This window comes from Microvirga pakistanensis (genome assembly GCF_004458765.1).
GTDB classification, from domain to species: domain Bacteria; phylum Pseudomonadota; class Alphaproteobacteria; order Rhizobiales; family Beijerinckiaceae; genus Microvirga; species Microvirga pakistanensis.
This window is the reverse complement of record NZ_SPJX01000108.1, coordinates 65,523-83,171: the sequence shown is the minus strand read 5'-3', so window position 1 is coordinate 83,171 and position 17,649 is coordinate 65,523. Positions and strand designations below refer to the sequence as shown.

The window sequence follows — 17,649 nt, the reverse complement described above, 5'->3', positions numbered from 1 at the left end:
GGTGACGAGCCGCCGGATTTGCCCTTACTCTGGCACCGGGGCTGACCGAAGGAGGAATCAGCATGGCCATGACGATGCAGGGCGAAGTCACGCTTCCCGCCGATCGGGCGACGGTGTGGGCGGCCCTCAACGATCCCGAGGTTCTGAAGGCCGCCATTCCCGGCTGCCAGGAGCTGGAGAAGATCAGCGATACGGAATTCCAGGCGACGGCCAAGGTCTCGGTCGGACCCGTGAAGGCGACGTTCAAGGGCGGCGTCACCCTCGGCGATCTCGACCCCCCGAACGGGTATACCATCAGCGGCGAAGGCCAGGGCGGCGTCGCCGGATGGGCCAAGGGCGGCGCGAAGGTACGTCTCGAAGATGTCGACGGCGGGACCAGGCTGGTCTACGACGTGGAGGCGAATGTGGGCGGCAAGATCGCTCAGCTCGGCGGGCGTCTGATCAACGGCGTCGCCAAGAAATACGCCGACGAATTCTTCGCCAATTTCGCCAGGATCCTGTCTCCGGCGGAGACGCCGGCCTAGTCGGGTCCGATTCATTCGGCACCTGTCTCCGATATACTTGACCGCTCGAAGAGGGCGGTACACACTCGATACCGACGGAACGCATCCGTGCGGTCGTCCAACAAAAATGCCTGTCGGTGCCTGAGACCACCTTAAGGTTGGCCGGGTTGCCGGCTCCTGAGGAGGAAATCACGCATGACCACCGTCTCACTGACGGTGAACGGTCAATCCGTCACCGCAGACGTCGATCCCCGCACCCTGCTCGTTCAGTTTCTCCGCGACAATCTACGGCTCACCGGAACCCATGTGGGCTGCGACACCAGCCAGTGCGGCGCCTGCGTCGTCCACTTGAACGGCCAGGCCGTGAAGGCCTGCACGACTCTTGTCGTCCAGGCGAACGCAAGCGTCGTCACCACCATCGAGGGGATCGCCCAGGGCGGCGAACTGCACCCGATGCAGGCGGCCTTCCGTGAGCATCACGGCCTTCAATGCGGGTACTGCACGCCGGGCATGATCATGTCGGCCATCGACATCGTCGCCCGCAAGGGAAACGGTCTCGACGAGCAGACCATCCGGGCCGAACTGGAAGGCAATCTGTGCCGGTGCACGGGTTATCACAACATCGTCAAGGCCGTTGCCGCCGGAGCGCAGGCGATGGCTCAGGCGCCTCTTCGGCAGGCAGCCGAGTAAGGCTGCGCGATACGCTCGTACAAGGCAGGGCGCTCTCACGAGCAGGCGCACGGTGCAGGCGAGCCTCTGGACGGGCGCCTTTCTCCAAGGCGTTGTCCGAGGTGCCGCTTCACTCCCCGCCTACCTGAGAGTCAACGAAGACAAGGGAGGATTTCATGACCGCAACAGGCATCGGCGCTCCCGTACGCCGGAAAGAGGATCAGCGTTTCGTCACCGGCCAGGGACGCTACGTCGACGACTTCAACCGACCTGGCCAGGCCTACGCGTATTTCCTCCGCTCGCCGTATGCTCACGCGAGGATCCGCTCGATCGACACGGGTCCTGCCACGATCATGCCGGGTGTCGTCGCCGTCTTCACTGGCGACGATCTCGCGGCCGACAAGATCGGAGGCCTCATCTGCGGCTGGATGATTCATTCCAAGGACGGTTCGCCGATGAAGGCGGGACCGCACCCGGCGCTCGCACAGGGCAAGGTGCGCTACGTGGGCGACCATGTGGCGGTGGTGATTGCCGAAACCCTCGCTCAGGCCAAGGATGCCGCAGAAGCCATCGTGGTCGATTACGAGGTGCTGCCAGCCGTCGTCGACACCGCCGAGGCCGCGAAGGCGCCGGTCCAGGTGCACGACGTCTCGCCCGACAACACGGTGTTCAACTGGCATCTCGGCAATAAGGACGAGACCGAAGCGGCCTTCGCGCGAGCCAAGCACGTGACGAAGATCGACCTCGTCAACAACCGGCTCGTGCCGAATCCCATCGAACCCCGTGCGGCCGTTGGCGAGTACGATCCCGGCACCGACAATTACACTCTCTACACGACGAGCCAGAACCCCCACGTGGCGCGCCTCGTTCTGTCGGCTTTCATCGGGGTTGCGCCCGAACACAAGCTGCGCGTCATCGCTCCGGATGTGGGCGGCGGGTTCGGGTCGAAGATCTTCATCTATGCCGAGGAGACGGTCTGCGTCTGGGCGGCGAAGAAGGTGAAACGGCCGGTGAAATGGACCTCCGACCGCACGGAGGCCTTCCTGTCCGACGCCCATGGCCGCGATCACGTGACCCATGCGGAGATGGCGACCGACGAAAACGGCAAGATCCTGGGTCTTCGGGTTCACACCACCGCCAATCTCGGCGCCTATCTCTCCACCTTCTCGTCCTCGGTGCCGACCTATCTTTATGCGCCGCTCCTGTCGGGCCAGTACGATATTCCAGCCATTTATTGCGAGGTGGATGCGGTCTATACGAACACCGCGCCGGTCGATGCCTATCGCGGCGCGGGGCGGCCTGAAGCCACCTACGTGGTCGAGCGGCTCGTCGAGAAGACCGCCCGCGAGCTCGGTCAGGATCCGGCCGAGTTCCGCCGCAAGAACTACATCACACAGTTCCCGCATGCGACACCGGTCATCATGACCTACGACACGGGCGATTACGCCGCCTCGCTCGACAAGGCGCTGGAGATTGCCGACTACAAGAACTTTCAGCAGCGCAAGCAGGAGAGCGCCCGCCGCGGCAAGCTGCGGGGCATTGGGTTCTCGAGCTATATCGAGGCCTGCGGCATCGCTCCCTCCCAGGCGGTCGGTTCGCTGGGTGCCGGTGTGGGATTGTGGGAATCCGCCGAAGTGCGCGTGAATCCGACGGGATCCGTCGAGGTGCTCACAGGTTCTCACAGCCACGGCCAGGGTCATGAGACCACCTTCGCCCAGCTCGTTTCGGACCGGCTCGGAATTCCCATCGATCAGGTCAGCATCGTGCATGGCGACACCGACAAAGTGCAGTTCGGCATGGGAACCTACGGATCGCGGTCCGGTGCTGTGGGCATGTCGGCCATCGCGAAGGCTCTCGACAAGGTCATCGCCAAGGGCAGGAAAGTCGCGGCCCATGTTCTCGAGGCCTCCGAGGGGGACATCGAGTTCAAGGACGGCAAGTTCGGCGTTGCCGGCACGGATCGGGCGCTCGGCTTCGGCGAGGTCGCCCTCCAGGCTTACATCGCCCACAAGTTCTCCGGCCAGGATCTGGAGCCCGGCTTGAAGGAGGGGGCATTCTACGACCCCACCAATTTCACGTTTCCGGCGGGCGTTCATATCTGCGAGCTGGAGATCGATCCCGACACGGGCGTAACCAAGATCGAGCGCTGGACGGCGGTTGACGATTTCGGGGTGATCATCAACCCGATGATCGTCGAAGGCCAGGTCCATGGCGGCATCGCGCAGGGGGTCGGGCAGGCGCTTCTCGAAGGGGCCGTGTATGACCAGAGCGGCCAGCTCGTGACCGCCAGCTTCAACGATTATTGCATGCCGCGCGCCATCGACCTGCCGTCCTTCCAGGTCGGCATGACCGTGACACCCTGCCCCTCGAACCCGCTTGGGATCAAGGGCTGCGGCGAGGCCGGCGCCATCGCGGCCCCGCCCGCGGTCATCAACGCCATCACGGATGCCCTCGGCCATGAGGACATCGCAATGCCGGCAACGCCCCAGGCTGTTTGGCGGGCGGCTCAGAAAGCCCGCATGCCCGTGGCGGCGGAATAAGGGAGGACAGGCATGTACGCGTTCGAATACCACCACCCCACGAGCGTCGAGCAGGCTGCGGACCTCGCGACCCGGTCCGAGGACGCCAAGTTCCTGGCTGGTGGGCACACGCTTCTGCCGACTATGAAGCTGCGGCTCGCAGCGCCAGCCAACCTGATCGATCTCGGCCAGATCGCGGAACTTCGCGGTATCCAGCGATCCGGCGATGCGATCACGATCGGCGCCATGATGAAGCATGCCGAGGTGGCAAGTTCGGCCGATGTTCGTGCAGCCATTCCGGCTCTCGCCGAACTGGCCGAACTCATCGGCGATCCTCATGTGCGCAACCGTGGCACCATCGGGGGCTCGATTGCCAACAACGATCCTTCTGCGGATTACCCGGCAGCGTGCCTCGCCTTGAACGCCACGATCGTCACGGACAAGCGGAAGATCACGGCTGACGACTTCTTCCAGGGCATCTTCACGACGGCCTTGGACGAAGGCGAGATCATCACCCGGATCTCGTTCCCCGTTCCCGCGCAGGCTGCCTATGCCAAGTTCCGCAACCCGGCCTCCCGCTATGCCCTGGTTGGCGTCTTCGTGGCCCGGCACGCCGATGGCGTGCGGGTCGCCGTGACCGGAGCCGGGTCCAACGGCGTGTTCCGGCTCCCGGAGATGGAAGAGGCCTTGAGCCGGAACTTCGCCGCCGAGGCCCTCGACGGCATCGCCGTGCCGGAGGACGAAATGAACAGCGACATCCATGCGGATGCCGCCTACCGGGCTCACCTCGTCGGAGTCATGGCGCGCCGGGCGGTACAGGCGGCTGCCGCGCGATCTTAGGCGCACCCGATCCGAGCCACATCGAAGCCGATGCCCGGGCGCTGCCCGGGCATCATGCCCATGAGGAGCAGCAAAGCCCGTGGCCGACCACCCCGGTTCCATCGACGACACATTGATCCTGCTGGAAAACGAAGGCTATGTCGCCGGCCGTCCCCTCGCGACAGTTCTCTTTCTGGCATTGAGGCTCGGACGCCCACTCTTCCTCGAAGGGGAAGCAGGTGTCGGCAAGACGGAGATCGCGAAGGTGCTGTCACGAGGTCTCGGACGGCATCTCATCCGCCTACAATGCTACGAAGGCCTCGACGTCGCCTCGGCCGTCTACGAGTGGAACTATGCCGGGCAGATGATGGCGATTCGGCTTGCCGAAGCCGGAGGAACGGTCGACCGCGATGTGCTCGAGAGCGACCTGTTCTCGGAACGGTACCTGGTGAAGCGGCCGCTCCTGCAAGCTCTCGAGCCTCAGAGCGCCGGGGCACCGGTTCTGCTCATCGACGAACTCGACCGCACCGACGAGGCCTTCGAGGCCTTTCTGCTTGAGGTGCTGTCCGATTTCCAGGTCACGATTCCGGAGCTCGGCACCATCAAGGCGGAATATCCGCCCATCGTGATCATCACATCGAATCGCACGCGGGAAATCCACGATGCGCTGAAGCGCCGCTGCCTGTACCACTGGGTCGATTATCCGGATGCGGAGCGGGAGCTCGCCATCCTGCGGAGCCGGGTTCCGGAGGTGCCGGAGCGGCTGTCGCGGGAGATCGTCGGGTTCGTGCAGGCGATCCGCAAGGAGGACCTGTTCAAGGCGCCGGGCGTGGCGGAAACGCTCGACTGGGCCTCGGCCCTCGTGGAACTTGACGCGGTGGCGCTCGATCCGGCGCTCGTCTCGGACACGCTCGGCGTGCTCCTGAAGTACCAGGACGATATCCAGAGGATGCAGGGCAGCCGGGCGAAGGAAATGCTCGACCGCATTCAAGACGCGCTGAGGACTTCGGCGTGAGCGGCCCCTCGGCTGCACGTGGCGAGGGGCGCCTTGCGGACAATATCGTTTATTTCGGGCGGGCTTTGCGCAATGCCGGCGTGCCTGTAGGCCCTGGCGCGGTTCTCGATGCGATCGCAGCGGTCGAAGCCGCCCGGATCGGAACACGCGAGGACTTCTACTGGACGCTTCATGCCGTCTTCGTGAAACGGCATGAGCACAGCATCCTTTTCGACCAGGCGTTCAGGATCTTCTGGAGACGGCGCGCGCTGATCGAGAAGCTCATGGCCCAGATGTCGCCGATTGCCCCCGGAGGACAGGAGGAGAAGAAGCCCCAGGCGGGCGCCCTGCGTATTGCCGAGGCGCTGGCTACACCCCGGCAGGAGAAGTCGGAGACGGTCGAGAGAACCGAATTCTCCGCCCGTCTCACGGTCTCAGAGCGGGAGGTCCTGAATGCGAAGGATTTCGCGCAGATGTCGGCTGCCGAAATTGCGCAGGCCAAGCGTCTCATTGCCGAGATGTCTCTGCCGGACGACGAGATGACCACCCGCCGCTTCCGGTTGGACCCGAGAGGACGACGGATTGATCTGCGCAGAACTCTCCGGCGGTCATTGCGCGGAGGAGGCGCCGGAATCGATCTGGCCTATTGTTCTCCCACCGTTCGGCATGCCCCTGTCGTGGCGCTCATGGACATCTCCGGATCGATGGCGGAGTATTCCCGGCTCTTCCTGCATTTTCTGCATGCCGTAGCCGAGAAGAGGCGGCGTGTTCACTCCTTCGTCTTCGCTACCCGCCTGACCAATATCAGCCGTGAGCTGACGAGCCGAGATCCCGACGAGGCCCTCGCGCGCGCATCGCGACGCGTGCAGGACTGGGAGGGCGGAACGCGGATCGCTCATGCGCTGCATGCCTTCAACCGCCATTGGTCTCGTCGGGTGCTCGGGCAAGGCGCCGTCGTGCTGCTGTTTACCGATGGCCTCGAGCGGGAGGTGACTGGAGAACTGACTTTCGAGATGGATCGGCTCAAGCGCTCCAGCCGCCGCCTCATATGGCTTAACCCGCTCCTCCGGTTCGACGCGTTCGAGGCCCGTGCTTCGGGCATCCGCGCGATGCTGCCCCATGTCGACGAGTTCCGGCCCATTCACAACTTGGCCTCGATGGAGGACCTCTGCCGGACATTGTCCGGCGCGCCGTCGGGTCAAGCCAGCCCGCGTTCCTGGTTGCAAGCATCGTGAGTCTCGCTCGCCCGGTGCGGCCGATCTTTACGCCGGTTAGCGCTGTTTCCAGTTGCGTGGAGTCATATCTCTTCTGGGATGTGCCGCATTTTTGACGGCGAACCGGAGCCACTTCGCCGAAAATGCTCTATGGCTTTCGCCCTGTCATCACCATATGGGCCAGCATGTCGCATCGAGGCCACCCGTGAGCTCCTCGGCAACCTTGCGGCCTGCTCTTGAGGATCACGACCCGTGTTGCCACCGCCACCTTGGCTCGGATGCGGATGAGCACTTCATCCTACCAGCCGGCGAAGCGGGCTACTAACGCGTCGTCAACTCTGCCTTCGGCAACATCCATGAGAGCGTGGTCCAGGATCTCCACGGCCCTGGTCGCTTCTTCATGGGTGAGGAGGAGCGATGGCGTCATTTCAAGCACATTGGAATTGATCCCGACATAGTAGAGAACGAGCCCAAGTTCGAAGGCGCGGTATGCCACCTTCGCCGCCTGCTGCTTGGCAGGTGACTTCGTCTCCCGGTCGCTGACCAGTTCGACCCCGAGTGCCAATCCTTTTCCTCTCACATCTCCAATGAGAGAGTGCCGGTTTTGAAGACCGGTGAGCAGGTTCTTCAGATGCTCCCCGACATCGGCGGCGTGCAATGCGAGTCCTTGCTCTTCAATCGTATCGAGCACAGCCAAGGCGGCAGATGCACAGACCGGATTGCCGTGGACAGTCTGAAACGAGAACGCAGCGCTGTGGTTCATGATCGGGGTCGGCCCGACTGCGGCTGAAATCGGAAGGCCGCCGCCCAGTCCCTTCCCGAACACAATGATATCGGGTTCGATGCCGAAATGCTGGAAGGCATGCAGGCGGCCCGTCCGCCCGAGCCCGACCTTGACCTCGTCGGCTACGATAAGGATGCCGTGGTGGCGGCATAGGGCTTCGACCTGCCTAAAGAATTCCTGGGGCGGAACCACCATCCCGCCGTCGGACTGGATCGGCTCCAGGAAAAGCGCCGCAACCTCTCCCGGCGGTACCGGCCCTGCCAGCAGATCCTCAAGATCGCTGAGCGCAGCAGCCATCGCGTGATTCTCTCCTCCATCGCGGTAGGGATTCGGATAGGGGATCAATGTCAGGCCGGCCGATCTCTGGGCACTGGCTTGCGTCGGATGGCCGGAAACGGCCATGGACCCTACGGTGCCGCCGTGATAGGCGCCCTGGAACGCGATGATCCTGGCCCGGCCCGTGGCCGCCACGACCGCCCGGGCCACAGTCTCGTTGGCATCAGACCCGGAATGGCCAAGCCAGACTCGTCCGGCAGCCCGTTGGGGAACGATCGACAGCAAACGCTCAGCCAATGCGACTGCCGGGAGGTTCGCCCCGGATAGATGGCTCGCGCCTGCCTGGCTCGCGAGGGCTCGATCCACTGCTGCGCGCACCGCAGGATGGGAGTGCCCGAGGCTGGCTGCGCCCCAGGACGCCGAGAGGTCGAGAAGCCTTCTGTCCTGATCGTCGATGAGATACGCGCCCTCGCCGCCGACGGCTGCCTGAGGGAAGAAGCGCAGGAACGACATGCTCGAAAGGGCTTGTTGATCGCGCTCATAAAGGCTCATCGCAAGCCGTCCTTCCCGTAGACAGGATTTACTCGAAGAACCCGAGCAGTTCGTCATACTGCACGACATGACAGTAGATCATGTTAATGATCTCCAGTTCGCGATGGTGCAGTTCCATCGTGGCGGCTGCACAGCAATCATCGACAACGACGACGCCATAGCTTTCGTCCGCGAGGCTTCTGACTGTCGACGATACGCATTGATCGGTGAAGATGCCTGTGACGATCACGTCCTTGATGCCCATATTGTGCAGAACCAACCGCAGGTTCGTACCCGTCAGGGCGCTGTCCGTCGTCTTCAGGACCACGATCTCGTCGGCCCGCGGCTCCAGTTCCGGCACGACCTGTGCGTCAGGGCGGTCCTTCGGGAGTAGGAGATAGTTGAAACCGGGCTTTTTCTGACTGAGCGAACGGTCACGGCCATCCGGCTTGAGGCAGGCGATACGCGCGAAGATGACCTCGACGCCCCGTTGACGGCACTCTTCGATCAGCCGCGCGGTATTCGGGATCACGGTATTCCGCATCCGCTCGTAGAAGGGGCGCCAGCGCTCCGTCTCCTCCGGGGTATCCTTGTCCTCGAGATATGTGTTCTGAATGTCGATGACCAGGAGAGCCGTGGTCAACGGGTTGAGACGGATATCAGCGGGCTCCTCGGCGTTGGCGTAATAGAAGGAGCGGTAAGCAGTTTTCCAGTTCATGACGCGTGTTTCCGTTTTGTAAACTTGCGGGCCAGGAGAGCACCGATCTCACGGGTCGGGAACAAGCCGCCCGGCCTGAAAATAAGAATGGCGATCATTGCGAGAGCAAGAACAACTTCCGTGACGCCGATCACCTGCTCTCTGAAGATCCTCGCGCTGTTGAGAGCCCCCTCGATCGCTCTGAGGCTTTCGAAGGCACCCGTCACGAGAAACGTGCCGATCACGGCGCCGGTCACCGTATTGGCGCCGCCGATGACAAGCATTCCAAGGATCACGAAGGTTTCACGCAGATAAAAGGCATTCGGCGAAAACGACGTGATGAAGTGACCCCAGAGGGCGCCACCGATTCCAGCGACGAAAGCTGCAAGCACAAAGGCCCGCCACCGCAGGTGGGAAATGTGGACGCCCAACGCACCTGCCGCGACCTCGTCGTCGCGGCTTGCCCGGAGCAATCGTCCTGTGCGTGATTCCTTGAATGCGAGCGCCGCGACGACTGCCAGGACCGCAACGGCGGCTGCGAGCGGGAGATCCGTCGCGCGGGGCACGCCGAACAATGTCCGTGGTCCGTTGGTGACGTTGCTCCAGTTCGTCATGACCGTATGCAGCACGACCAGAAGCGCGAAGGACGTGATGACGGCTGCGGCATCGGAGAGCCTCATCAACGGATAGGACAGCACCGCCGCGACCGCCGCCGCCACGAGACCGCCGATAATTATTGCAATATAAGGCGACAATTGGATGCCCTGCAGCACGCCATAAAGGTCCGGAAGGGCCATTCCCTTCATTTGCGCCGGGATCGTGAGGACAGCGGAGGTATACGCACCGACGCCCATGAAACCGATATGTGCGAACGACAGAATCCCCGAGTTTCCCATGAAGATCTGCAGTCCGAGAACAAGGACCAGAGAAATGCAAAGGTTTGTTGCAATACGATTGAAGACACGAATGCCGAGGGCCTCTACACCTGCGACGAGCAGGAGAACCAGGCCAGCGAGGATTGCGATGGTAAGCAGATGACGGGACATAGCGGCCTCAGGTGCGTTGACCGGTCGCCGGACCTTTGAGAAGGCCCTCGGGTCGCCACAACAGGATCAGGATGACAAGGCTGAAGGTGAATGCGTCCCGGAACTTCAGGAGTTCCTGACTCAGCGTGTAATTGAGTGTCGTATCGATGAACGCGAGCAGGAACCCGCCGAGCACCGCGCCGCCCAGGCTCCGCATGCCGCCGATCACGGTAGCGATGAATGCGACGAGGAGAGGCTCGTTGCCGATCCCCGGCACGACGGTTCCGATCCTGCCGATCCAAAGAATGCCGACGATCCCGGCCAGGAGGCCACTGATCGCGAAGGCCGACGAGATGATCAAGTTGGCGGGCACTCCCAGCATTCGCGCCATGGTGAAATTTGTTGCCGCCGCCCGCATGGCGATGCCGAGCACTGTGCGGCGCATCAGAAAGGCGAACACGCCGAGCAGCACGACGGCTGCCGCGATCGTGATCAGGTTTCGCACAGGCGTGATCACGCCCGCAATCTCGACAGTCTGGGAGAAGGCCGCCGGCAAAGGAACATTGCGAGGCCGCGGCGAAATGAAGAGGAGCGCCGCATTCTGAAGGAGGGTCGAGAACGCGAAGGAGGTGATCAGCACGGCTGTGACTGATTTGGCACGCACGGGGCGAAACGCGACATAGTCGGTGAAAATGCCGGTGACGATCGCCATCAGCACTGCGACCGCTGCCATCACCAGCCAAGGCAAGCCGGATCCACCCACCAGAAACAGCGTGTAGCCCGCCACCATGATAAGCTCGCCATAGGCGAAGTTCACGAGCTTCAAAATGCCGTAGACGATGACGAGGCCGAGCGCCATCAGCGCGTATGCGCCGCCAAGACTTAATACGTCGATCAGGAATTGCAGAGCAAACGTCACGTCTTCACCCCCCGAGATAGACCGCATTGAAATCAGTGGCCGCACTGATTTCGTCCGCCGTTCCGGAGGCCGCAATCCGTCCGAGGCGCATCACATAGGCTCGGTCGGCGACGTCGAGCGCCTTGGCAATGTTCTGCTCGACCAGCACGATGGTGAGACCCGACCGCTTGAGAACACCGATCATCTCGAAGATCTGGTCGACAATGGCTGGCGCAAGACCAAGTGACGGCTCATCGAGCAACAGAACCTTCGGACGGGACATCATCGCTCTTGCGATCACGAGCATCTGCTGCTCGCCTCCCGACAGGGTTCCGGCCGGCTGGGCCGAGCGCTCGGCAAGGCGCGGAAAGAGGGCCAGCATCCTTTCCCGATCCTCAGCCACCCCTACCCGGTCATGGCGCCGGATATAGCTGCCGAGCATCAGGTTCTCCGACACGGTGAGGTCCGGAAATACGTCCCGCGTTTCGGTGACGGTCGCAAGCCCTTTTCGCACCATCGTCTCGGGGCCCGCCGACGTCACGTCTTCGCCCGCCAGCCGAATGGAGCCTGCCGATGCCTTGAGCGCTCCGGCGATGCACATCATGGTCGTAGATTTCCCGGCGCCATTGGCGCCGAGCAACGTTATCAGCTCCCCGCGCTTCGCCGCCAGGGAAATGCCGCGCACAGCCCTGATTGCGCCATAGCGTACTTCGAGATCGGCGACTTCAAGCACGTGCAGCCTCCGATCCGAGATAGGCTTCGATCACCGCCGGGTTTCGACGCACTTCGTCGGCTTTCCCTTCCGCGATCGTCTTGCCGAATGCAAGAACATGAAGCCGGTCGCAGAGCCGCATGATCAGACTCATGTCATGATCGATGATGAGCAATCCAAGGCCGCGGCTTTTCGGGAGCCCCGCGAGGATGTGAAGAAGAGCTTCCGTCTCTGCCTCGTTCATGCCTGCGGCAGGCTCGTCCAGCAACAGAAAGGCAGGATCGGCGGCCAGAGCGCGCGCGATCTCGACGCGCCGCTTGTCGCCGTAACTGAGGCTCGCCCCAAGATCATCCGCACGAGGAGAAAGGCCAAACTCGCCGAGCAGCGTCTGCGCCTTCTCGCGTGCGACGCGCAGGCTGCAGCCATGCGCGAGCGCTGCGGACTCGACATTGTCGAGCACTGTCATGTTGTTGAACAAACGAACGATCTGGAATGATCGCGAAAGGCCCTCAAGTGCGATTTTCCGTGGCGTGAGACCAGAAATCTGTTTGTCGCCCAACATGACCTGCCCGCCTGCGAGCGGCACCTGGCCGGTCATCGCGTTGATCATGGTGGTCTTGCCCGACCCATTCGGGCCAATCAATCCGACGATCTCGCCTGGTGATAGGGTCAGGGATACACCGTTCAGTGCGCGCAGACCGGAGAACTCGACTGCGACGTCGACAACTTTAAGGGAGGGATTCGGCATAAACTTTCCGGAAAAAGAGCCTCGCAAAAGCTGGGCCTTAGCTGTTTCCCCCGGAGCTGTCTCCGGGGGAAACGTGGAGATCAGGGTGCGGGAACGCGCTCGGGGCGGCGCCAGCCGACAAACTGGGGCTTGCCGCCCTTGAGCTCGAGAACCACCGCGGCCTTGTTCGGTACATGTCCTTCCGCTGCCGTTCCATAGTCGAGCTCTCCGGTGAGGAGCTTGAAGCTGCCATCCTCGAGAGCCTTCGCAACCGCATCACCGTCTGTGGATCCTGCCGCCTTGACGGCTTCAGCAAGCAGCATGATCGAGTCCCAGCCTGTTGCCACGAAGGACGTGTCAGGATCTTCCTTGAACATTTCCTTATAAAGCCCGATGAATTTCGGCATGTCCGGATGCGCCTCCGGCCCCATCCAGGTATGCGTGACGAAGAAGACGTTGTTGCCCATCTTCTCGCCCAGAGCCGTATGTAGGGCCGGGTCGTCATAGGCATCTCCGCCCAGAACCGGTGCATCGTAACCGACCTCACGGAGCGCACGGATGATCATCCCGATATCTGTTCCGTAAGACGAGACGAAAATAACATCCGGCTTCTTGCCGAGCGCCTTCAGGCGCGCGAGCTGGGCGGAGAAATTGTTGTCGCCGTTGGTGTAAGTATCCTCGAGGAGGATCTCGCCGCCATTGGCCTTGAATTGAGCAACGAAATACTTGGACAGAGACTTGGTGTAGGCGATGAACTGGTCCGTGACTACATAGGCCGTCTTCCAGCCTTTTTCCTTGGCGAGATCGGCCGCAACCGCACCCATCGTGGTGTTCCACATCGAGAGTGTGAACTGCTTGTCGCCGAGCGTCCACGCGCTGTAGAGAGGATCCGACGCACAGGTCGATAGGCCAACGACGTTCGCCTGTTGGGCCTCTCGCCCCGCCGGACTGCCGAAATCGAAGTCGCAAGGAGCGAGGATCATCTCAGCCCCCTTGTCGATGAGTTCGACCGCCACATTGCCGACCGTGACCGGATCCGACTTGCCGTCGATGTTCACGAACTCGATCTGCTTGCCAAGCACGCCGCCATTGTCATTGAGGTACTTGACCGCAACCTGCGCTCCTTTGAAGCCGGGCGTGTCGAGAGGCGCCTGTACCCCGGTCAGCGACAGGGCGCCGCCGATCACGATCTTGTCGGCTGCCTGTGCGGCGGCCGTCGTCAGGAGAACCGCCGCCGCGGCTGTCCCAATCAATCTCGTCAGGTGAGTGTTCATTCTAGTTCCCTCTTCTTGTCTGCGCCATTGGATCACTTGGCAACGCGGATCCAATATCGATCATCATCGCCAACGCGGCCGCTCAGGAGAATGTTGGCTCCTTGATTGAGCGAACGCGTTGTCGAAAAACGGCATATCTATCAAAGGATTTTTTCAGAAACTGCGCAATCCTGATGTTGTGTCGCCATGAGCAGTTATCTCGCCGCTGCGCACGAAACGTTCCATCATTCCGAGACAAAGCCTGCCTCATCGAGTGGCGGGAGTGCTCGAAGCACATCCGCGAGCCGCACCACCCACTGCTCTACACCTCGGACATTGGAAATCAGGTCATTCCGAATCTCGACCAGAATTGCAGGCAGTCCGCGGTCAGTGCCATAGATCGGCACCGCATAATCTTCGTCTCTGTGAATGCCATAAGGCTGGTTCGCTGCGATGTTGAGCATCGAATCATGCGACAGCCCTGAGATCACTGCCTCGGCGAAACGCCGCGAGCGATCGAACAGAATTCCTCCGTGCCAAGGACGCGTAACGCCGAGAAAGACAGGCGTGAAGCTGTGGATCGTCACAAGTCGGGTGTGGCGCCCCTGTGTTGTCCGACGGTCGAGATGCGCCGCAATGACAGCGTGAAAGGGATCGAAAATGGCCTGCCTGCGGCGCTCGCACTCCTCAGTGCCAAGACCAATATTGCCCGGAATATCCGTCGCTTCTGAGCGCACGGGCATGCTCGATTGGCAGCCGAATGGCCGGTTCAAATCGACAAGCAGGCGCGAGTACGTACCAAGGAAGGCCGGCGCATCCAGAGCCTCGGCCAAGCCTCGTGTGACCTCTGCCGCACCAATGTCCCAAGCGATGTGCCGTGTCAGATCCTCCGGTGATACACCAAGATTGTTGTACTCTGAGGGTATGTGATTGGAGGCATGCTCGCAGACCAACACGATCTCCGAGGCTCCGGCTTCGTTAAGGATCTCAACCGGCGGCGGCCAGTCTTCCGAGGCCGACCTGGATAGGCCCGATCGACGTCCATTCATCAGTAGAGCGTTCTATAAATGGCACAGACTTCGGCCATGTCGCGACCGGCCAGAAACGCCATTTCGGATTGCCGTACACCGATATAACTCTCGACAAATGCGGGTGCGAACCAGCTCTGCACAGCCGGGTTGGCCGTGAAGGCATCGAGCGCAGCCTCGAGCGTCTCCGGCAGTCGGACGAGTCCTTTCTCGGCTCGTTCACTCTCGCTCATTGTAGATGGGTCCCCGGTGATAAGCGGCGGAGCCGGAAGATTGCTCTCTATGCCGCTGAGTCCGGCGCGCACGATCGCCGCAAGTGCCAGATAGGGATTGGCCGTAGCGTCCACGGCGCGGAATTCGAGGTTGAACTGCTTTGCACGGTCGCGCCCGCCCATGGACACGACTGGACAGATGCGCAGCGTCGCCTCACGATCCTGCTCGGCGAGCCATGTATAAGACGAACTCCAGCTGTGCGGCTTCAAGCGCAGATACGACGGCACACTTGCAGCCGTGAGAACCGTCATGGCCGGAAGATGGCGCAGGATACCGGCGCAGAAGGCGCTTGCGACAGGGGAGAGACCGCCAGGCCCATCGGGTGCATAAGTGACGGGACGCCCCTCGGCGTCGATGAAGCTGAAATGGATATGAACGCCATTTCCAACGCCGTTCGGATCCGGTTTTGGGGCGAAGCTGGCCCGGGAGCCGAGCATCCGCGCAACCTCCCGGGTGATCTCGCGGATTGCGACTGCACGGTCTGCGGCGGTCATCGCCTCTGCAGGCGCGTGGGTGACTTCGAACTGGTGCGCACCATACTCCGCGAGAACCATCTCGGGTTCGACGCCAGCTTCGTCCAAAGCGGCGTAGAGCATGGGTGCGAATGGGTCTGCTCGCCGCAGCGCTTCGTACGAGAAGGCGTGCGCGGCCGGTGCGTCGCTCACCAGCTGGAACTCCTGCTCGAAAGCGACGAGCAGCGTCAGCCCACTCACCTCTTTCAACGCAGCAAGAGCGGCCTTCAGGTAGGTTCGCGGGCACCCCTGCCAAGGCGTCCCGTCGAGCTCAACGATGTCCCCCATTACCATGTCGAAAGGAGTCGCGGCGCCGGTCTTCGCGGTCGTGTAGCGGGCGCTTCGATCGGGCAGAATGCGAAGGTCGCCTGCCGAGCCCCAGGGATTCGGGTCGGAAATGGTATTGAAGGCCGTTAGACACAGATTGGCCGGGACCCAGCCGACGCCGGTAGTCGCCTTATCAAGATGCTCGACCGGGATAGGGCGCCCCCGCGTGATGGCGGCGAGATCGGTCGTGACAACGCTGACGAGCGGCGTGATTGAGCCTGCATTCATTGCCTGCCCCCTAGCTTTGTGACAGAGCGTCGAAGCGGGACACGATGGTGTCTGTGTTCGATACCCAGCAATAGCCGCCGAATGCCTTCAGAGCGTGTTCATGTCTTTCCGGCGTAGGCGCTGCGCAGGCATCGGATACGCAGGCGACAAGATATCCCCGGTCAGCCCCATCGCGAACGGTCATGTCCACGCATTGGTCGGTCAGGATACCGGCCACAACCAGATGGCGGATCCCAAGATTCTTGAGCAGGTAGTCGATATTAGTCGAATTGAAAACGCCGGACGACGTCTTCGGCAGCAGGATTTCGTCTCCGACCGGCGCAAGCTCCGGCGGAGGCAACCCCTCTTTCAAGCTCGGAGGTATGTGGATTGGGGTCAGCTTGTGATCGAGGGAACGGTCGCGGCCATCCTCAGTCAGGCTCTGAATGATCGTATGCAGAACCTCTACTCCGGCAGCTCTCGCGCTTCGCAGGAGTCGCTTCTGATTTGGAATAACGCGCTCTCTGAGCTCACGATAAAAGTAATGGTCTTCCGTCCAGTCCGCATGGTCCGGATCAAGCCCGGGCTCGAGCCAGATGCGTTGCATGTCGACCAGAAGGAGCGCAGTTCTACCCGCCTCGAAGGGACCATCTCGGCGCGGCAGAGGTTCAGTCATGGAGGGCGCTCCAGCTTTAAGGTGACATCATAACGCGGAATCACTTCTTTCACGGCAGCTTAACAGTTGCGCCACCGCCGCAGCAACTTGTGAAGTCTACGGGTTGGTATGCAGTCATGAATCTCTGAAGCAGCGCGACTGCGGCCATCAGTAGGATACCACAGACGCGCTGCCATCTGCACTGGCAGCATCTGCTATGATTGCGGGCGTGAAGAAGTGGGATCCACTCTTGAGATCTATCCGATGCCACCCTGTCAGGCGGCGTATCGTTCACGCAACCGCTCGGGCTACTCTGGTGTGGCCCGAGGGGTCCGCGACGCAGATCAGTGATGAGTTGATCAGAAGCTGTTATTCGTGTGGCTTGCCGCCTCGGCCTCATAGCTTGAAGGCAGATGGTCTCTGCGAAGTGGCGGCCGAGCTGACGGCCGCCAGTGTTGCGGCCGTGTGGAGTGCGGATCGAATTCCGGATACCACTGCCGTGTTGGGGTGGAGCTCGTCGTCCGGCGGCCCAGCATCCACCCCAGAGCGCAGCCCAGCGCTCCAATAGCGAGCACGGTAGCGAGCGGGTGCTCCTGCATGGGTCGGCTCACAACCTCTTTCCCCTGCCGATAGTACCGGGTGGCCTCGGGCAGATACCGTCTGCCCTCTTCCAGGTAGCTCTGCCCGCGCTCGTAAAGGTCGCGGGCAAGACCATAGACCTGTTCGGTTCCGGGCAGGCCGGTGTTGGCAGATTTGCCCTCTAGCCCCTGGCCCGGAGGCGTGGGGGCCTCGTTCAGCGCATCCGGTTCGCATTCTGCGGCCACGCTCTTCGATGCGGACGTGGTCCAGGCGGGCGGGTCACTGGCCGGGAAGCTGTCGTCGACGGTGTCGTCCACATGCCGCTGCTGAAGAGGTTTGGGCTCATGATCCGCATCGATCGGGCGCTTCTGGTCGATCTTCTCGTCAGGCATAGGAACCTCCATTTCCTGCTCAGGGCAATGGAGCCTCAAGCAAAATGGTTCCGGT

General features: G+C 61.9%; 17 protein-coding genes. 6 read left to right on the top strand and 11 right to left on the bottom strand.

Going from position 1 to position 17,649, the window contains the following annotated elements; all coding sequences use genetic code 11:
* Nucleotides 1-62 precede the first annotated feature (62 nt).
* From E4K09_RS03450 to E4K09_RS03425, 6 genes are all read left to right on the top strand, one after another.
* Entirely contained in the window at nucleotides 63-524 is a 462-nt protein-coding gene (locus tag E4K09_RS03450; protein WP_134495233.1) for an SRPBCC family protein, read from the top strand.
* 174 nt (nucleotides 525-698) lie between these two features.
* Nucleotides 699-1,193 (top strand): (2Fe-2S)-binding protein, encoded by a 495-nt coding sequence (locus tag E4K09_RS03445; protein ID WP_134495232.1) that lies wholly within the window; start codon nucleotides 699-701, stop codon nucleotides 1,191-1,193.
* Nucleotides 1,194-1,348: 155 nt separating this feature from the next.
* Nucleotides 1,349-3,712 carry a xanthine dehydrogenase family protein molybdopterin-binding subunit gene (locus E4K09_RS03440; RefSeq protein WP_134495231.1) on the top strand — a complete coding sequence of 788 codons (2,364 nt, stop codon included), beginning with the start codon at nucleotides 1,349-1,351 and terminating at the stop codon, nucleotides 3,710-3,712.
* Between the two features lie 12 nt (nucleotides 3,713-3,724).
* On the top strand, nucleotides 3,725-4,531 hold the full coding sequence (locus E4K09_RS03435; RefSeq protein ID WP_134495230.1) for an FAD binding domain-containing protein: 807 nt from the start codon (nucleotides 3,725-3,727) through the stop codon (nucleotides 4,529-4,531).
* A 79-nt stretch (nucleotides 4,532-4,610) separates the two neighbouring features.
* Nucleotides 4,611-5,525 (top strand): AAA family ATPase, encoded by a 915-nt coding sequence (locus E4K09_RS03430; RefSeq protein WP_134495229.1) that lies wholly within the window; start codon nucleotides 4,611-4,613, stop codon nucleotides 5,523-5,525.
* Nucleotides 5,522-6,739 (top strand): vWA domain-containing protein, encoded by a 1,218-nt coding sequence (locus E4K09_RS03425; RefSeq protein ID WP_134495228.1) that lies wholly within the window; start codon nucleotides 5,522-5,524, stop codon nucleotides 6,737-6,739. Before E4K09_RS03430 ends, E4K09_RS03425 begins: the two co-directional genes overlap by 4 nt.
* A 277-nt stretch (nucleotides 6,740-7,016) precedes the next feature.
* On the opposite strand, the gene E4K09_RS03420 is transcribed toward E4K09_RS03425, so the two are convergent.
* The 11 genes from E4K09_RS03420 to E4K09_RS03370 form a co-directional block, all read right to left on the bottom strand.
* Nucleotides 7,017-8,330: an aspartate aminotransferase family protein gene (locus E4K09_RS03420; protein WP_134495227.1), complete on the bottom strand. Its 1,314-nt coding sequence runs from the start codon at nucleotides 8,328-8,330 to the stop codon at nucleotides 7,017-7,019.
* Between the two features lie 28 nt (nucleotides 8,331-8,358).
* Nucleotides 8,359-9,027, bottom strand: a complete 669-nt coding sequence (locus tag E4K09_RS03415) for a cysteine hydrolase family protein (protein ID WP_134495226.1) — start codon at nucleotides 9,025-9,027, stop codon at nucleotides 8,359-8,361.
* A complete protein-coding gene (locus E4K09_RS03410; protein ID WP_134495225.1) occupies nucleotides 9,024-10,052 on the bottom strand; it encodes a branched-chain amino acid ABC transporter permease in 1,029 nt (342 codons plus the stop codon). The genes E4K09_RS03415 and E4K09_RS03410 overlap by 4 nt, the downstream gene beginning before the upstream one ends.
* A gap of 7 nt (nucleotides 10,053-10,059) precedes the next feature.
* On the bottom strand, nucleotides 10,060-10,950 hold the full coding sequence (locus tag E4K09_RS03405; RefSeq protein ID WP_134495224.1) for a branched-chain amino acid ABC transporter permease: 891 nt from the start codon (nucleotides 10,948-10,950) through the stop codon (nucleotides 10,060-10,062).
* A 4-nt stretch (nucleotides 10,951-10,954) separates the two neighbouring features.
* Nucleotides 10,955-11,662 (bottom strand): ABC transporter ATP-binding protein, encoded by a 708-nt coding sequence (locus E4K09_RS03400; RefSeq protein WP_134495223.1) that lies wholly within the window; start codon nucleotides 11,660-11,662, stop codon nucleotides 10,955-10,957.
* Nucleotides 11,655-12,389, bottom strand: coding sequence for an ABC transporter ATP-binding protein (locus tag E4K09_RS03395; protein ID WP_134495222.1), 735 nt, complete (start codon nucleotides 12,387-12,389; stop codon nucleotides 11,655-11,657). The genes E4K09_RS03400 and E4K09_RS03395 overlap by 8 nt, the downstream gene beginning before the upstream one ends.
* Before the next feature lie 80 nt (nucleotides 12,390-12,469).
* Nucleotides 12,470-13,642 carry an ABC transporter substrate-binding protein gene (locus tag E4K09_RS03390; protein WP_134495221.1) on the bottom strand — a complete coding sequence of 391 codons (1,173 nt, stop codon included), beginning with the start codon at nucleotides 13,640-13,642 and terminating at the stop codon, nucleotides 12,470-12,472.
* 224 nt (nucleotides 13,643-13,866) lie between these two features.
* Complete coding sequence (locus E4K09_RS03385) at nucleotides 13,867-14,670, bottom strand: N-formylglutamate amidohydrolase (protein ID WP_134495220.1); 804 nt, start codon at nucleotides 14,668-14,670, stop codon at nucleotides 13,867-13,869.
* The gene (locus E4K09_RS03380; protein WP_134495219.1) at nucleotides 14,670-15,989 is read right to left on the bottom strand and encodes a glutamine synthetase family protein; all 1,320 of its coding nucleotides are present in this window, start codon (nucleotides 15,987-15,989) and stop codon (nucleotides 14,670-14,672) included. The genes E4K09_RS03385 and E4K09_RS03380 overlap by 1 nt, the downstream gene beginning before the upstream one ends.
* A 10-nt stretch (nucleotides 15,990-15,999) precedes the next feature.
* Nucleotides 16,000-16,644, bottom strand: a complete 645-nt coding sequence (locus E4K09_RS03375) for a cysteine hydrolase family protein (RefSeq protein WP_134495217.1) — start codon at nucleotides 16,642-16,644, stop codon at nucleotides 16,000-16,002.
* Nucleotides 16,645-16,982: 338 nt separating this feature from the next.
* Nucleotides 16,983-17,594 carry a hypothetical protein gene (locus E4K09_RS03370; protein WP_134495215.1) on the bottom strand — a complete coding sequence of 204 codons (612 nt, stop codon included), beginning with the start codon at nucleotides 17,592-17,594 and terminating at the stop codon, nucleotides 16,983-16,985.
* Between the last annotated feature and the right edge of the window lie 55 nt (nucleotides 17,595-17,649).

Excerpts from the sequence above, each read along its gene's own strand:
- E4K09_RS03395 (WP_134495222.1), bottom strand. The coding sequence starts at position 12,389 with ATGCCGAATCCCTCCCTTAAAGTTGTCGACGTCGCAGTCGAGTTCTCC.
- E4K09_RS03370 (WP_134495215.1), bottom strand. The coding sequence starts at position 17,594 with ATGCCTGACGAGAAGATCGACCAGAAGCGCCCGATCGATGCGGATCAT.
- E4K09_RS03420 (WP_134495227.1), bottom strand. The coding sequence starts at position 8,330 with ATGAGCCTTTATGAGCGCGATCAACAAGCCCTTTCGAGCATGTCGTTC.
- E4K09_RS03380 (WP_134495219.1), bottom strand. The coding sequence starts at position 15,989 with ATGAATGCAGGCTCAATCACGCCGCTCGTCAGCGTTGTCACGACCGAT.
- E4K09_RS03375 (WP_134495217.1), bottom strand. The coding sequence starts at position 16,644 with ATGACTGAACCTCTGCCGCGCCGAGATGGTCCCTTCGAGGCGGGTAGA.
- E4K09_RS03390 (WP_134495221.1), bottom strand. The coding sequence starts at position 13,642 with ATGAACACTCACCTGACGAGATTGATTGGGACAGCCGCGGCGGCGGTT.
- E4K09_RS03450 (WP_134495233.1), top strand. The coding sequence starts at position 63 with ATGGCCATGACGATGCAGGGCGAAGTCACGCTTCCCGCCGATCGGGCG.
- E4K09_RS03440 (WP_134495231.1), top strand. The coding sequence starts at position 1,349 with ATGACCGCAACAGGCATCGGCGCTCCCGTACGCCGGAAAGAGGATCAG.
- E4K09_RS03415 (WP_134495226.1), bottom strand. The coding sequence starts at position 9,027 with ATGAACTGGAAAACTGCTTACCGCTCCTTCTATTACGCCAACGCCGAG.
- E4K09_RS03385 (WP_134495220.1), bottom strand. The coding sequence starts at position 14,670 with ATGAATGGACGTCGATCGGGCCTATCCAGGTCGGCCTCGGAAGACTGG.
- E4K09_RS03435 (WP_134495230.1), top strand. The coding sequence starts at position 3,725 with ATGTACGCGTTCGAATACCACCACCCCACGAGCGTCGAGCAGGCTGCG.
- E4K09_RS03410 (WP_134495225.1), bottom strand. The coding sequence starts at position 10,052 with ATGTCCCGTCATCTGCTTACCATCGCAATCCTCGCTGGCCTGGTTCTC.
- E4K09_RS03445 (WP_134495232.1), top strand. The coding sequence starts at position 699 with ATGACCACCGTCTCACTGACGGTGAACGGTCAATCCGTCACCGCAGAC.